Genomic DNA, 13,377 nt, shown 5'->3' with positions numbered 1-13,377 from the left:
CGTCCGCCGAGTCCGCCGAGTCCGCCGAGTCCGCCGAGTCCGCCGAGTCCGCCGAGTCCGCCGAGTCCGCCGAGTCCGCCGAGTCCGCCGAGTCCGCCGAGTCCGCCCAGTCCGCCCAGTCCGCCGCAGCAGGCTCGCGCGTCGCGGCCAGTTCGCCCGTCGCCGAGTCAGGCCCGCCCCGCATCACGTTCATCTCCACATCCGTCATCTCCGCCGCAACGAGCCGTTCGGGAGCAGTGCCCAGACACCGGGTCCAGGCCAGTGGAGCGGGCCGCGCCCAGACCCGGCCCTCCGGGTCCTCTGGCGGCACCCCGGCCCGCTCCACCGGGTCAGTAGGCGAACGAAAGCGCCTGGTCATCGGAGCCATCGGAGTCTCCAGAGCCATCGGAATCATCAGCACCGCCCGAACCGTCGGAATCAGAAGAGGCCGCGGGCGGCATCACCGCGTCCACCCCGCCCCGGATGTACTTGCGCATCAGGTACAGCTCCACCACCCCCAGCACCGCGTACAGCACCGTCAGAGAGATCAGCGACGTCAGCACCTCGCCGACGGTCAGCTTCGATACCGCCTGCGCGGTGAACATCCACATGCCCTCGACGCCGGTCGGATTGGGCGCGACCACGAACGGCTGCCGGCCCATCTCCGTGAAGATCCAGCCCGCGCTGTTGCCGATGAACGGCGTCGCGATGCCGCCGAGCACCATCAGCGGGAACCAGCGTCCGCCGGGAATCCGGCCTCGGCGGGTGAGCCACAGGGCCAGCAGGCCGATGCCCGCGGAGATCGCGCCGAAGCCGATCATGATCCGGAAGCCCCAGTACGTCACCGGCAGACTGGGCACGTAGTCGATCGGTTTGCCCGCCAGCGAGCCGAGCGCCGGGTCGTTCGGGTAGTTCGTGCCGTATTTCGCCTGGTATTCCGTCACCAGGTTCTCCACGCCCTTGACTTCAGTGGAGAAGTCGTTGTGCGCCAGGAAAGAAAGCAGCGCGGGCACGTTGAACGTCTTGACGTCCTCGCAATTCGCGTTGGCCACATCGCCGATCGCGATGATCGAGAAGCTCGCCGGCTTTTCCGTATGGCACAGCGCTTCCGCCGACGCCATCTTCATCGGCTGCTGCTCGAACATCAGCTTGCCCTGCATGTCGCCGGTGATCGCCAGCACCGCGAACGCCACCACGCCGACCCAGCCGCCGAGGCGCAGCGACGAGCGCCAGACCTCGCGGTGTTCGTCCGAAGCCGAACGCCGCCGCCACAGGTGCCACCCGGCCACGCCCACCAGGAACGCCGCCGCCACCGAGAACGCGCCGGCCAGAGTGTGCGGGATCGCGGCGAGCGCGGTGTTGTTCGTGAGCACCGCGCCGATCGAGTTCATCGTCGGCTTGCCGTTCACGAACTCGACGCCCACCGGATGCTGCATCCACGAGTTCGCGGCGAGAATGAAGTACGCCGAGGCCATTGTGGCCAGCGAGAACGCCCAGGCGCAGGCCAGGTGGATCCGCTTGGGCAGCCGGTCCCAGCCGAAGATCCACAGGCCGAGGAAGACCGACTCCACGAAGAACGCGAGGAGGCCTTCCATCGCGAGCGGCGCGCCGAACACGTCGCCGACGAACCGGGAATAGGCGCTCCAGCTCATCCCGAACTGGAACTCCTGCACGATCCCGGTGACCACGCCCATGGCGAAGTTGACGAGCAGCAGCTTGCCCCAGAACTTCGTCATCTTGAGGTGCCGCAGCTTGCCGGTGCGCACCCATGCCGTCTGCATGGCCGCGACCAGCACCGAAAGTCCGATGGTCAGCGGGACCATCAGGAAGTGGTAGACGGTGGTGATGCCGAACTGCCACCGTGCGAGCTCAAGGACATCCACGGGTTCGATCCTCCGCGCGGACACCCGCCCCAGCCAGTTCAACACGTCCTGAACAAGCCGGGACCAACGTCCCGCCGACCTGCCGAAACCCAGCGCCCGGAGAGGACCGAGCTACCCCCGATCAGGTGGCGTTCAGCGGGTCTCCTCCACGAGCCACGACAGGTACCGCGGGCTGCCGCCGATGATCGGCGTGACGATGACCTCGGGCAGGTCGTACGGATGCCGCACGTTCAGGAACTCCTCCAGCGCACCGGACCGGTCCGCGGCCGTCTTGCACTCGACCCGCCATTCGGCCGCCGTCTGCACCTCTTCCTCCCACCGGAAGACGCTGGTGATCGGCCCCACGATCTGGGCGCACGCGGCGAGCCGGGCCTCGATGGCGCTCGCGGCGATGGTGCGCGCGGCGGCCTCGGAGTCGACGGTGGTGGTGACGACGACGTGGTCAGCAGACATGACCCGCACCGTACCGCAGCCGGAAAACAGAATTCGGCGCACCGAAAAAAATTATCCGGCTAACCGGCGGACAGCATTCTGCCGACCTTATCAGGCAATTCGCGAAACCCATCAGCTTGCGGTTTTCTGAACCTCCCCTTTATCGTTGCAGTGAAAGGGGTGAGCACGAACCCATGTCTCCCGCATTGATCGCTCTGTTCAGCGCGTTCGGCCTGGTACTGGCCGTCGAGCTGCCGGACAAGACGCTCGTCGCGACCCTCGTGCTCACCACCCGTTTCCGCGCCTGGCCGGTATTCGCCGGAGTGTGCGTGGCGTTCGCCGTGCAATGTGTGATCGCGGTGTCTTTCGGAAGCCTGCTCACGCTCTTGCCGGAAACCCTTGTTTCAATCCTGGTCGCCGCGATGTTCGGCGTCGGCGCGTTCCTGCTGCTGCGCGAGGGCTTCAGCGAAGGCAGCGAGGCGGGCGAGGACGCGTCGCGGTCCGGGCCTGGGCCGGTTTCGTTCTTGCGCTCCGCGCTCACGTCGTTCGGCGTGCTCTTCGCCGCGGAGTGGGGCGACGCCTCGCAGCTGGCGACCGCCGGTCTCGTCGCGCGTCTCGGCAACCCGTTCGCGGTCGGGGTCGGCGCGTTCGTCGCGCTGGTGTCGGTCGCCGGGCTGGCGGTGTTCATCGGCGCGAAGATCCGCGACCGGATCCGGCCGAAGCTGATCCAGCGGGTCGCCGGGTTCGTCTTCGCCGGGTTCGCCGCGTTCGCGCTGGCCCAGCTGCTCTGGTAACGGCCGTTTCACAGGAACGCCAGGTAACCTCTTCGGAACCCCCGAACGAGGACCAGGTGAACCCCCGGTGACGCCATGGCCTCCGCCATGACCTCCGAGGAGCGCCCGTGCCGACCACTTCACGCGCCGCCGCGCCGCCGGTGTCCCCGGTGCACGGCAGGCTCGCACTGGTCGGCATCGGGGCGGCGGTGGTCATCGCCACGGACCTGCACCTGCGGCTCTCCGCGCAAATCAGCCCGGTCTGGCAGACGCTGTCGGAGTACGTCTACGGCAGGCTCGGCGACCACTCGGCCGCGCGGCTGTTCGCCGTCATGTGCCTGGCCCTCGCGCTGGGTTCGCTGGCGTTGCTGGCCGGGCTTGTCAAGGCTCGTCGTTCGCCCGCGGTCGTCGTCCTGCTCGGCGTCTGGTGCGCCGGCCTCACGATCTGCGCGACAGTCCCGGTCGATCCCAACGGCGAAGCCCGTTCCTTCGACGGCCAGCTGCACAACGCCGCCGCCCTCACCGCGTTCCTCGCGCTCCCCACGGCGGCCTGGCTGCTGACCCGGCGCGGCGGTCGCGCGTGCCCGTGGGAGCCGCGCCGCACGACGATCCGGCGGCTGGCCGTCGCGAGTTTCGCCAGCGTGGCGGTGGTGCTGGGCGGTTTCGTGTTCACCCTGATCACCGGGCCGGCGCAGCAGGAAGTGACGCTCGGGCTGTTCGAGCGGCTGCTGTTCACGGTCGATCTGGCGTTGCTGCTGACCATGGTCCGGCCGCTGGTCGCCGCGTCCCGTCGCTAGGTCCGCAACACCTCGGCCAGCTTCGAAGCCGCCGCCACCGCCAGCGGCCCGACCTCGTCCGAAGCCAACGGTTCCAACGAGATCACGCCGACGCTCGCCCGCAGCCCCGGCACCCCTCGCACCGGCGCGGCAACCCCCGAAGCACCTGCCTCGATCTCGCCCGTCGAAACGCTCCACTTGTCAGTACCGCCTGGCCGCAACGCCATCGCCCGCCCTGCCGCACCGGCGGCGAGCGCGTGGCTGCTGCCGACCCGGTAAGCCACGTGATAACTCGTCCACGACGGCTCGACCACCACGACCGCCTGCGCGTGATCACCCTGCGCCACCGTCAGATGCGCCGTAGCGCCGACCTCTTCGGCCAGCTCGCGCAACACCGGCCGGGCGGCCTCGCGCAGCTGTGGCAGCACCTGACCGGCCAGTCGCAGCACTCCGACGCCGAGCCGCACCTTCGTGCCGTCTCGCCAGATCAGGCCGCGTTCGGACAACGGGACCAGCAGCCGGTACACCGCCGCGCGGCTCGCGCCGATGGTCACCGCGAGTTCGGAGATGGTCGCCGCCTGCTCGCCCGAATCCGCCACCGCCTGCAGCAGCGCCAGACCGCGGTCGAGGGTCAGCGACCCCTCCGTGCTCACAACAGCTCGAGTTCACCCAGGTCGGCCACCGGCTCGGCGAATGACGCCGCCGCATACGACCCGAAAAGCTCCCTTACCGCCTTCGCGGCCGGCTCCGGCAACGCGCGCGCCTCCTCGGCGAGAGCCTTGCCGTCGGTCGACTCCAGCGCTTCGCGGACGTCGCCGCCGGAGAGACAGCGCGCCGACGCGACAAGCAGGTTCAGGAAGCCGTGATGCGTGAAGCCGGTCTCCGCGTCGACGTGCCGGACCGCGCGGTGCAGGCTGTTCGTCGCCTTGAACGACGCCCCCGGCGAGCCGCTGACCACGGACAGGAAGTCGGCGACCTCGTCGACGCTGGGGAAGTTCTCCCCCGCCTTGCCGCCGCAACGGATCTTCGGCCAGCTGCCGTGCTCGATCACGTTGCGGACGCCGTCCAGCCAGCCGACGCCGCGGCGCGGTTCGACCACCCGGATGACGTCCTCGGGCACGAACTCCGAGACGCGTTCGAGCCACACCTCGTCGACGTCGGACGGGGCGGGCATCTCCACCATCCGCAGCGACAGCAGCTCGCTGCGCGATTCGACGATCGAGATCGCCTTCGGAACGCCGCCGAGCCCGGTGTCGATGATCAGCGACAGCGGCAGCGGCTCCTTGGGTTTGATCTTGATCAGCTCGGTGATCAGCTCGGGCAGCCGCGAGGCCTGGCACAGGAAAACCCCGAGCACCCCGGCGTGTTCCCCGCCGCGCGATTCGAAGTGCGCACGAAGCGCCTCCGGCATCGCGACGTCCGCGGGCGGGAAGAGCGCCGAGTCGTCGACGAGCCGCGCGAACAGGGGAGGAATTCCACGGGGGCCGGGGGGCGTGAGTTCCACAGCGCTTGACACGACTGACACGCTAGTAGCGTACGGCAACAGGACAAAATCGTTCGCTCTGCGGACGCATTTTGAGCGCTTCCCGGCAGAGGATCAACCGGCCCAATCCGCCGAATCCGCCCGGCCCCGCCGTTTAGCCGACCCCCTGACCAGCACTTTCCCGCCTCGTGGGTGATCTTCGCGCGCACTCTTCCCTTCGCACGGCAATTCAGGTTAGGCTCACCTAAGTAGGAGGTGAGCCGTGACCGAGGCACCCGTATCCGTGCGCCGCCCGCCCGCGCCGAACCCCGCCGAACGCGCCAAGACGATCGCGACGCGCGGCGGCCCGGCGACGATCATGCCGACCGTCGAAAGCGCCGGCTGCGAAGCCGAACGCGTCGAGCCCGTCCTGCACCACGTGCACCACAGCGGAAGCGTCAGCATTCTTCTGCCGGACGAGCACCCGATGGTGTGCGCGTCCCGGCAGGCTCAGCGCGGCGAGCTCGCCGTCATGGTCGAGCTCGCCGACCACGCCCCGGTAGCGCTGCGGGAACCGATCCGCGGCCTGCTGTGGATCACCGGATGGCTCCGGCCGCTGACGGCGGTGTCGGCCCGCGCGCGTGCGGTGTCGATCGCCGAACAGCGGCCGGACCACCGGCTCCTCGACGTCGGCCACGGCCTCACGCTGCTCCGGCTGACCCCGGCGTCGCTGGTCCTGGCCGACGCGGAGGGCACGCATTCGCTGCGGCCGCACATGTTCAGCGCGGCCCCGCCGGACCCGTTCCACGACTACGAGGCCGACTGGCTGCGGCACCTGGAAAGCGACCATCCGGACGTGGTGGAACAGCTGGCCCGGCACCTGCCCGGGGACCTGCGCGGCGGCCGGATCCGCCCGCTCGGGCTCGACCGGTACGGCCTGCGCCTGCGCGTCGAATCGGCGGCGGGCGACCACGACGTCCGGCTGGCGTTCTCCCGGACGGTCGACAGCCCGCCGCAGCTGGCCGCGGAACTGCGGCGCTTGCTCGGCTGCCCGTTCCTGCGCCACCAGCACGGCGAAGCTTGACCGTCCGTGAGGGGAACCCCCAGGGAATCAGAGTCCCTCAGGGTTCCCCTCACGGACCTCAGTCCGCCAGCTCCGGAGGGAAGCCGCCGGTCGCGATCGGGCCCCAGCGGTCGATCGTGATCCGGATCAGGCTCTTGCCCTGGTCGCGCATCGCCTCGCGGTACTCGTCCCAGTCCGGGTGCTCGCCGGAGATGCTGCGGAAGTAGTCGACCAGCGGCTCGACCGAATCCGGCAGGTCGATCACCTCCGCGGTCCCGTCGACCTGCACCCACGGACCGTTCCACTCGTCCGACAGCACGCACACCGACACCTTCGGGTTGCGCCGGAGGTTGACCGCCTTCGCGCGCTTCGGATACGTCGCGATGACGATCCGGCCCTCGTCGTCGACGCCGCAGGTGTTCGGGGACAGCTGCGGTCGTCCGTCCGCGCGGGTGGTCACCAGGATCGCGTGGTGACGCGGCTTCAGGAACGCGACCAGCTCGGCGCGCTCAACCTTCGTGTTGGTGGCGATAGTCCTCGGCATACCCCGACGGTAGCGTGCGTTCATGCGCACCACAGAACGTTCCGGAGGGCCCTCGGGCCTGCGATCCTGGCTCAATCCGGCACTTCCGGCGTTCCCGGCCCCGCTCACCGATGCCCGCGAGCGGCGCGCGATCAAGATCGAGCTGGTGCTCGTCTTCGGCATCACCCTCGGGCTGTCCGGTGCGCGCAGTCTGCTGTCCCTTGTGGACTCTCTGCTGCGCCCGACCCCGTTGGCACAGCAGCAAGTGCAGCTCAACGTTCCCCGCGCCGCCGCGAGCCTGCTGGACCTGCTCCAGCAACTGCTGAGCGCCGCGCAGCTGATCGGCTGGGGCGGGCTCGGGCTGTACCTGCTGTGGCGCGCCGGGCTGAAACTGCGGGAAATCGGCCTGAGCCGGCGCATCCGCTCCGACGCGCTCATCACCGTCGGAATCGCCGCGCTGATCGGCATTCCCGGGCTCGCGCTGTACTTCATCTCCTATCACCTCGGCTTCAGCCTCGCGGTGCAACCGTCCACTTTGGGCGATACCTGGTGGCGGCCGATCGCGCTGACGCTTTCCGCGTTCGGCAACGCTTTCGCCGAGGAAGTGCTCGTGATCGGCTATCTGCTCACGCGGCTGCGCCAGCTCGGCGTGCGCGAGAACGCGTCGCTGTTCGGCGCGGCGGTACTTCGCGGTTCCTACCACCTGTACCAAGGGTTCGGCGGGTTCGTCGGCAACCTCGTGATGGGGCTGGTGTTCGGCCGGGTGTGGCAGCGGACCAACCGGCTGTGGCCGCTCATCGCCGCGCATACTTTGTTCGATGTGGTGTCCTTCGTCGGCTATTCGTTGCTGAAAGGCCGTCTTTCCTGGCTCCCGTGATGCCCGCTCATTAGGCTCCGTTTTGTGAGCGAGACGAGCGAGATGACCGCACCTCCCAGGGTGGACAGCGAAGTCGGGCCTCTTCGGGCAGTCCTGTTGCACCGGCCGGGAAACGAGCTGAAACGGCTCACTCCCCGCAACAACGACAAGCTCCTTTTCGACTCCATCCCGTGGGTGAGCCGCGCGCAGCAGGAGCACGACGCGTTCGCCGACGTCCTGCGCGGCCGCGGCGTCGAAGTGCTGCTGCTCGCCGACGTTCTCCGCACCGCGCTGGAAGACCAGCGCGCGCACGCCGCCGGGGTCCACGCCGCGGTGGACGACCGCCGGCTCGGCAACGACCTCGCGGATTCGCTTAGGTCGCACCTAACGAGCGTCGACGCGCCCGCGCTCGCCGAAGTCCTGATGGCGGGCATGACGTTCGAGGAGCTGCCGTCCGCCGAGGGCGCGTCGCTGGTGCGGATGATGCACAATCCGCGCGACTTCGCCGTCGATCCGTTGCCCAACTTGCTCTTCACGCGCGATTCGTCGGCGTGGATCGGCGACCGCGTCGCGATCTCGTCGCTGACCATGCCCGCGCGGCGGCGGGAAACGGCACTGCTCGACCTGATTTACGCCTACCACCCGCGGTTCCGGCACGCCGCCCGCGCGTACGGCGCGCACTCCGCGCCGATCGAAGGCGGCGACGTGATGCTGCTGGCCCCCGGCGTCGTCGCGATCGGCGTCGGCGAACGCACGACTCCGGCAGGCGCCGAATCGCTCGCTCGTTCCGTATTCGCCGACGGACTCGCGCATACCGTCGTCGCGGTGCCGATCGAACAATCGCGCGCGACGATGCATCTCGACACCGTATGCACGATGGTCGATGTCGACGCCGTCGTGATGTATCCGCTCGCCCGCGATTCCCTTACCGCTTTCACCATCAAGCCGACCGGCGACGGCGGCGTGAAAGTGGCCGGCCCGACGCCATTCCTCGAAGCCGCCGCGGAAGCGATGGAGATCGACCGGCTGCGGGTGATCGACACCGGCCTCGACCCGGTCACCGCGGAGCGCGAGCAGTGGGACGACGGCAACAACACGCTGGCCCTGGCCCCGGGCGTAGTGGTGGGGTACGAACGAAACGCGGAGACCAACGAACGGCTCACCGAGGCGGGAATCGAGGTGCTGCCGATCACCGGGTCCGAACTGGGGTCCGGCCGAGGCGGCCCGCGCTGCATGTCGTGCCCGGTGCGCCGCGATCCGCCGCCGAAGCGGCGCTGACCTCGCGCAGGCGAAGTTAGCCTTTCCTTAATAAGGGTAAACACATTAAGGGAAGGCTAACCAAAATAAGTGTTTCCTTCTTGAGGAATGGTAACCCTAATAGGGTGGAGATCACCAGCCAAAAGTGGAAAACAATCGGACATTGACGTACCGTGATGGACATGGCCGCTATGAAGAAAGAACCGCGCTCTAAGTTCTACGAACTGCTGCAGGCGCAGATCCACAACGAGTTCAACGCCTCCCAGCAGTACATCGCGCTCGCGGTCTGGTTCGACAACGAGGACCTTCCGCAGCTCGCGAAGCACTTCTACAAGCAGTCCGTCGAGGAGCGCAATCACGCGATGGCGCTCGTCCAGTACATGCTCGACCGGGACCACCACGTCGAGATCCCCGGCACCGGCCAGGTCCGCAACGACTTCTCCTCCCCGCTCGAGCTGATCGAGCTCGCCCTGGAGCAGGAGAAGGAGGTCGCCGCCGACATCTCCGCGCTCGCGAAGGCCGCCCGGGCCGAGGAGGACTACATCAGCGAGCAGTTCACCCAGTGGTTCCTCAAGGAGCAGGTCGAGGAGATCTCCCAGATGTCGACGCTCGTCACGGTCGCGCGCCGCGCGGGTGACAACGTCTACGAGATCGAGAAGTTCCTGCACCGCGAGGCCGTCGGCGACGCCGGCGCGGACGCTGGGATGCCCCCGGTCGCGGGTGGCGCGCTGTAGTAGCTCAAGCACGTCCGGAAGCCCGGTTGTCCCCATTGTGGACAACCGGGCTTCCCCATGTGGATAACTTCGTGGATAACTTCAGCGCCGCTTGTAATGCGCGATGAGCACGCCGGTGGTGCTCGCGACGCTTCCGGTGAGCGTGAACTCGGTCAGCGGCACCGGTCCGTCGAAGAGCCGCGCGCCGCGGCCGAGCGTCAGCGGATGGATCAGCAACGTGTAGTTGTCGACCAGTCCGGCGGCGTGCAGCGAGCGCACGAGCGAAACGCTGCCGATGATCGCGAGATCCTTGCCGGGCAAGGCTTTCAGCTCCGCGACAGTCTCCACCGCCGAGCCGCGCAGCAGCACCGAGTTCTGCCAGGCATCGGCGTTGTCGAGGGTGATGGAGACGACGTACTTCGTCGCCGCGTTCATGTGTGCGGTGAAGACGTTCCCGTCCGTCCGCGGCCCCCACGCGGTGGCGAAGTCCTCCCAGGTGCGCCGGCCGAACAACATGTCCCCGGGCCGGTCCATGCCCTTCCCCATCTCGCGCGCCAGCACGTCGTCGCTGTAGCCGTTGCCCCAGCCGCCTAGGTCGAACCCATTCCGGGTGTCCTCGTCGCCGCGACCGGGGCCTTGCACGACGCCGTCAAGGGTGGTGCTCAGGATGACGCTGATCGAACGCATCGGAAATGTCCTTCCGCTTCCGCGGGCCGCGAACCGGCCCGTCACCCGCTACACGAGCGGCGGGCGGCCAGATCGACATCGGCTCGCCGGAATTTTCAGCTGGCGCAGTCCTGCGTCTTCGCCCGGACCTCGACGGCCTGGACCGCCCCGTCCGAATTCAGTGTGAAGTGATACGCCCCCTGGTCGCCGGTGGGCGACACGAGCGCGCTCCCCGACTCCGACGTGCCCGGATAGGTCGACGTGACCTGGTCCTTCGGCGTCCCGTCGCCGACGCCTTCCGGGGTGTGCGCCGCGCCGTCGGGCTTCACCGCGACCACGCCGTTGTCCGGCGACACGACAGCCGTCGCGGCGGGAACGCCCGCACCGCTGACGTCGTAGTAGGTGCAGCCAGCCGACTCTTTCACCGTCGTGAGCTTCATGCCCTGGTCCGTGAGCTGCTGCTCGGTCATGCCCAGCTTCACCGCGCCCAAGCCGTCCGCGGTCACCAACGCTCCGGAAGCGGCCTTCGTCGGCGTCGTCTTCGGCGGTGCTGGCTTCGTGTGGTGCGGATGCGCGGGCGGCACCGGTGGCTCGGCCGTACCGTGCTCCGACGATTCGACCGGCGCTTGCACCTGCGTCGATTCGGCGCTCGAAGGCGGCTCGGGCACCGAAGAAGGCACCGTGGGCTGGGCCGGCGCGACCTGCTGGGCGGCGAAGTCAGTGGCCGCGGGCGGCGTGCGCAACTGGAGCACCACCAGTCCGGCCGACGCGACCGCGAGCACGCACGCCGCCCCGGCCGCGGACGTCAGGACGCGCTGCCTGCGCCGCCGTCGCCGCGCACCCGCCACGATGACCGACGCGGCGTCTTCGGCTGGGTTGACCGCCAACCGGTCGTCGGCGAGGAGGGCGCGGAGCCGCTGCTCCAGATCGTCGGACTCGCTCACCCTGCGTCGCCTCCTTCCTGGTTCCTCAGTTTCGCCCGCAAGGACGCGATCGCCTTGCTCGCTTGGCTTTTCACCGTCCCCTGGCTGATGTCCAGCGCCTTGGCGATCTCCACTTCGGACAGTCCTTCGTAATACCGCAACACCATCACTGTGCGCTGCCGCGGCGGGAGGTCGCGCAGCGCCTGCCACAGCGGCTCGTGCTCGAACGGATCCTTCGGCGCGCTGGGGCTGGTCTCCGGCAGGTCCGCGACAAGATTCTCCCGTCGCGTCCGGCGCCAGCGGCTGACGTGCGCGTTCGCCATCGAACGCCGCACGTAGGCCAGCGGGTCGCCGGTCTTCTGCTGCACGTACGACCAGCGTGCGCCCATCTTTTCGAGCACCGTCTGGACGAGGTCCGCGGCGTCGTGCGGGTTTCCGGTGAGCACGTGGCCGTAGCGGAGCAGCCCGGGCAGGGCCTCGCGCACGAAGTCGCCGAAGTCCGCGACGGTGCCGACGGCTTCCGCCTGAGGCTCGGCCCAGGGCGGATCTCCGCTCGCGAGGGGCAACGCGGCTGCTGTCACCGTATCGCCCCCTCCCCGGATGACCGCGTCCAGCGACGGTTCCTCGTCATCCCCACCACGCATGAGCGCCCCCGAGGGTTGTCCCGTCTCCGTCGCTACTTTCCGTAGCTGTGGACAACTGAGGTCAGCGCACGGAAAGCGACTCGGGCAGCGTCAAGGCGCCGTCCGCGTCAGTGGGGAAATCGTGTACCGAGACCACAGCGTTTCGCGGGATCGGGCCGTAGATGTGCGGGAACTGGATTCCGCGCGGGTCCGGTGGGGCCCCGTCCTCCCAGCGGACGGGCGCGTCGACCAGCTTGGGGTCGATTTCCAGCAGCACCAGACCGGGTTGGCCGCGGAAAAGCGCGTTGGCGGGCAGCGCGACGGTGCCCGGGTCCGAGCAGTGGATGAAGCCGACGTCTTCGAGCGACGCCGCACGGTATTCGCCGTCGGCGGGCACGGCGGCCCACTCGTCGCGGGTGCAGATGTGGAGGATCACGCTGTGATCGTCCCATCGATTTATCCACCTGTGGACAACTCAGCTTGAGTTGTCCACAGGTGGATACGTCAGCGGATGGTGAGCTGCCGCCCGATCAGACCGTCGCGAGCACGCCGCTCGGTGGCGTTGAGCGGTTCGGAGTCGAGCGATTTGAGCGCCTCGTCCAGCCGGGCACCGAGCTGGTCCTTGGGCTCGGCCCACTCCCGGGCATGCGCCTCGGGGTCGAGGTCCCACACCGGAACGAGCAGGCCGTGCGCGCGGAACGAACCGGCATAGCGGGTTCCCTCGCCGAGCCCGAGCGTGCCCGCCGCGGACAGCCGCGCAAGCGCTTGCAGCAGCAGGTTCTCCGGTTCCGGGCGGACCCAGCGCAGGTGCGCCTTCTCGCCGGCGAGCACCCAGTACGCGCCGGAGCCGAGCCGGTCGGTGGGCATGATCGCGGCGTTCGCGCGCTCGAGGGACACCGCGACGTCGCCGGTAGCGTCCGCGTCCTCAGGCAGCCACCAGGCGAAGTCGCTGTGGAGGGCGACCTCCAGCTCCGCGCTCGGCACGAGCAGGTCCTGGAGCCGGTTGTGCTCGTCCGGGTCGGTGGGCGACGTCGTGTCCGGCACCGACAGCACGTCGCCCGGTCCGGCGTCGAGCAGCCAGCGGAGCGCGCGGCCGAGGTCGCGGCTGATGTCGGAGGACCGCGTCTGCACCTGGAGGCCGAGGAAGCGCTCGCCGTCCGAACGGACGAACGCCGCGGCGGCCATGGGCAGCACCGTGCCGAGCGTGACGTCGCCGCCGTCGGCGAGCGTGAGCTTCGCCGTGGCCGACGGGACGAACTCGCGCAGCGCGATCAGCTCCGGCTCCGCCGCCAGACCCTCGAACGGCTGCCCGACGAAGACGTCGCGCACCTTCGGCTTGCGGTCCGGCTTGGGACCCTTCTTACGCGCGCCCTTACCCATTTCAGCCTCCTCGGAACTCGAAGTCAGACGCTATCGAAGCGACCGGCCGTCCGGGCCCGCGGGTTAGA

At 68.9% G+C, this 13,377-nt stretch carries 17 protein-coding genes; 6 read left to right on the top strand and 11 right to left on the bottom strand.

Translation table 11 applies throughout. The annotated features are described in order from the left end of the window. From ACZ7SW_RS03515 to cutA, 3 genes are all read right to left on the bottom strand, one after another. The coding region (locus ACZ7SW_RS03515) for a hypothetical protein (protein ID WP_470228816.1) at positions 1–358 on the bottom strand (358 nt) is incomplete at its 3' end. Beyond that, positions 330–1,862 carry a cytochrome ubiquinol oxidase subunit I gene (locus ACZ7SW_RS03510; RefSeq protein ID WP_470228815.1) on the bottom strand — a complete coding sequence of 511 codons (1,533 nt, stop codon included), beginning with the start codon at positions 1,860–1,862 and terminating at the stop codon, positions 330–332. The genes ACZ7SW_RS03515 and ACZ7SW_RS03510, both read right to left, overlap by 29 nt. Before the next feature lie 132 nt (positions 1,863–1,994). Next, complete coding sequence (gene cutA / locus ACZ7SW_RS03505; RefSeq protein WP_470228814.1) at positions 1,995–2,315, bottom strand: divalent-cation tolerance protein CutA; 321 nt, start codon at positions 2,313–2,315, stop codon at positions 1,995–1,997. 173 nt (positions 2,316–2,488) lie between these two features. Here cutA and ACZ7SW_RS03500 point away from each other — a divergent pair, with 173 nt between their 5' ends. Beyond that, positions 2,489–3,088 (top strand): TMEM165/GDT1 family protein, encoded by a 600-nt coding sequence (locus tag ACZ7SW_RS03500; protein ID WP_470228813.1) that lies wholly within the window; start codon positions 2,489–2,491, stop codon positions 3,086–3,088. A gap of 107 nt (positions 3,089–3,195) precedes the next feature. Next, positions 3,196–3,864 (top strand): DUF998 domain-containing protein, encoded by a 669-nt coding sequence (locus ACZ7SW_RS03495; RefSeq protein WP_470228812.1) that lies wholly within the window; start codon positions 3,196–3,198, stop codon positions 3,862–3,864. On the opposite strand, the gene ACZ7SW_RS03490 is transcribed toward ACZ7SW_RS03495, so the two are convergent. Both ACZ7SW_RS03490 and ACZ7SW_RS03485 read right to left on the bottom strand, forming a co-directional pair. Beyond that, positions 3,861–4,496: a helix-turn-helix domain-containing protein gene (locus tag ACZ7SW_RS03490; RefSeq protein WP_470228811.1), complete on the bottom strand. Its 636-nt coding sequence runs from the start codon at positions 4,494–4,496 to the stop codon at positions 3,861–3,863. The two genes, ACZ7SW_RS03495 and ACZ7SW_RS03490, sit on opposite strands and share 4 nt — an antisense overlap. Next, positions 4,493–5,347 carry a hypothetical protein gene (locus ACZ7SW_RS03485; protein WP_470229237.1) on the bottom strand — a complete coding sequence of 285 codons (855 nt, stop codon included), beginning with the start codon at positions 5,345–5,347 and terminating at the stop codon, positions 4,493–4,495. Before ACZ7SW_RS03485 ends, ACZ7SW_RS03490 begins: the two co-directional genes overlap by 4 nt. A gap of 241 nt (positions 5,348–5,588) precedes the next feature. Between ACZ7SW_RS03485 and ACZ7SW_RS03480 the strand changes: the two genes are divergently transcribed. Then, positions 5,589–6,389, top strand: a complete 801-nt coding sequence (locus tag ACZ7SW_RS03480; protein WP_470228810.1) for a DUF2470 domain-containing protein — start codon at positions 5,589–5,591, stop codon at positions 6,387–6,389. A 58-nt stretch (positions 6,390–6,447) separates the two neighbouring features. Here the strand turns inward: ACZ7SW_RS03480 and ACZ7SW_RS03475 are convergent, their stop codons facing one another. Further along, positions 6,448–6,912 (bottom strand): PPOX class F420-dependent oxidoreductase, encoded by a 465-nt coding sequence (locus tag ACZ7SW_RS03475; RefSeq protein ID WP_470228809.1) that lies wholly within the window; start codon positions 6,910–6,912, stop codon positions 6,448–6,450. Positions 6,913–6,934: 22 nt separating this feature from the next. On the opposite strand from ACZ7SW_RS03475, the gene ACZ7SW_RS03470 reads away from it, so the two are divergent. From ACZ7SW_RS03470 to ACZ7SW_RS03460, 3 genes are all read left to right on the top strand, one after another. After that, positions 6,935–7,768: a CPBP family intramembrane glutamic endopeptidase gene (locus ACZ7SW_RS03470; protein WP_470228808.1), complete on the top strand. Its 834-nt coding sequence runs from the start codon at positions 6,935–6,937 to the stop codon at positions 7,766–7,768. Between the two features lie 60 nt (positions 7,769–7,828). After that, the gene (locus ACZ7SW_RS03465) at positions 7,829–9,025 is read left to right on the top strand and encodes an arginine deiminase (protein WP_470229236.1); all 1,197 of its coding nucleotides are present in this window, start codon (positions 7,829–7,831) and stop codon (positions 9,023–9,025) included. A gap of 161 nt (positions 9,026–9,186) precedes the next feature. Next, complete coding sequence (locus ACZ7SW_RS03460) at positions 9,187–9,738, top strand: ferritin (RefSeq protein WP_470228807.1); 552 nt, start codon at positions 9,187–9,189, stop codon at positions 9,736–9,738. Between the two features lie 81 nt (positions 9,739–9,819). Here the strand turns inward: ACZ7SW_RS03460 and ACZ7SW_RS03455 are convergent, their stop codons facing one another. The 5 genes from ACZ7SW_RS03455 to ACZ7SW_RS03435 all read right to left on the bottom strand — a co-directional run bounded on the left by ACZ7SW_RS03455 (position 9,820) and on the right by ACZ7SW_RS03435 (position 13,309). Beyond that, positions 9,820–10,404, bottom strand: coding sequence for a dihydrofolate reductase family protein (locus ACZ7SW_RS03455; RefSeq protein WP_470228806.1), 585 nt, complete (start codon positions 10,402–10,404; stop codon positions 9,820–9,822). Between the two features lie 95 nt (positions 10,405–10,499). After that, a complete protein-coding gene (locus ACZ7SW_RS03450) occupies positions 10,500–11,327 on the bottom strand; it encodes a hypothetical protein (RefSeq protein WP_470228805.1) in 828 nt (275 codons plus the stop codon). Next, positions 11,324–11,950, bottom strand: coding sequence for a SigE family RNA polymerase sigma factor (locus tag ACZ7SW_RS03445; RefSeq protein WP_470228804.1), 627 nt, complete (start codon positions 11,948–11,950; stop codon positions 11,324–11,326). Before ACZ7SW_RS03445 ends, ACZ7SW_RS03450 begins: the two co-directional genes overlap by 4 nt. 61 nt (positions 11,951–12,011) lie before the next feature. Continuing rightward, positions 12,012–12,365 carry a DUF952 domain-containing protein gene (locus ACZ7SW_RS03440; protein WP_470228803.1) on the bottom strand — a complete coding sequence of 118 codons (354 nt, stop codon included), beginning with the start codon at positions 12,363–12,365 and terminating at the stop codon, positions 12,012–12,014. A 68-nt stretch (positions 12,366–12,433) separates the two neighbouring features. Beyond that, positions 12,434–13,309: a DUF5926 family protein gene (locus tag ACZ7SW_RS03435; protein ID WP_470228802.1), complete on the bottom strand. Its 876-nt coding sequence runs from the start codon at positions 13,307–13,309 to the stop codon at positions 12,434–12,436. Between the last annotated feature and the right edge of the window lie 68 nt (positions 13,310–13,377).

The organism is Amycolatopsis sp. NPDC114484 (assembly GCF_055633755.1).
This window is presented reverse-complemented; position numbering and strand designations above follow the sequence as displayed.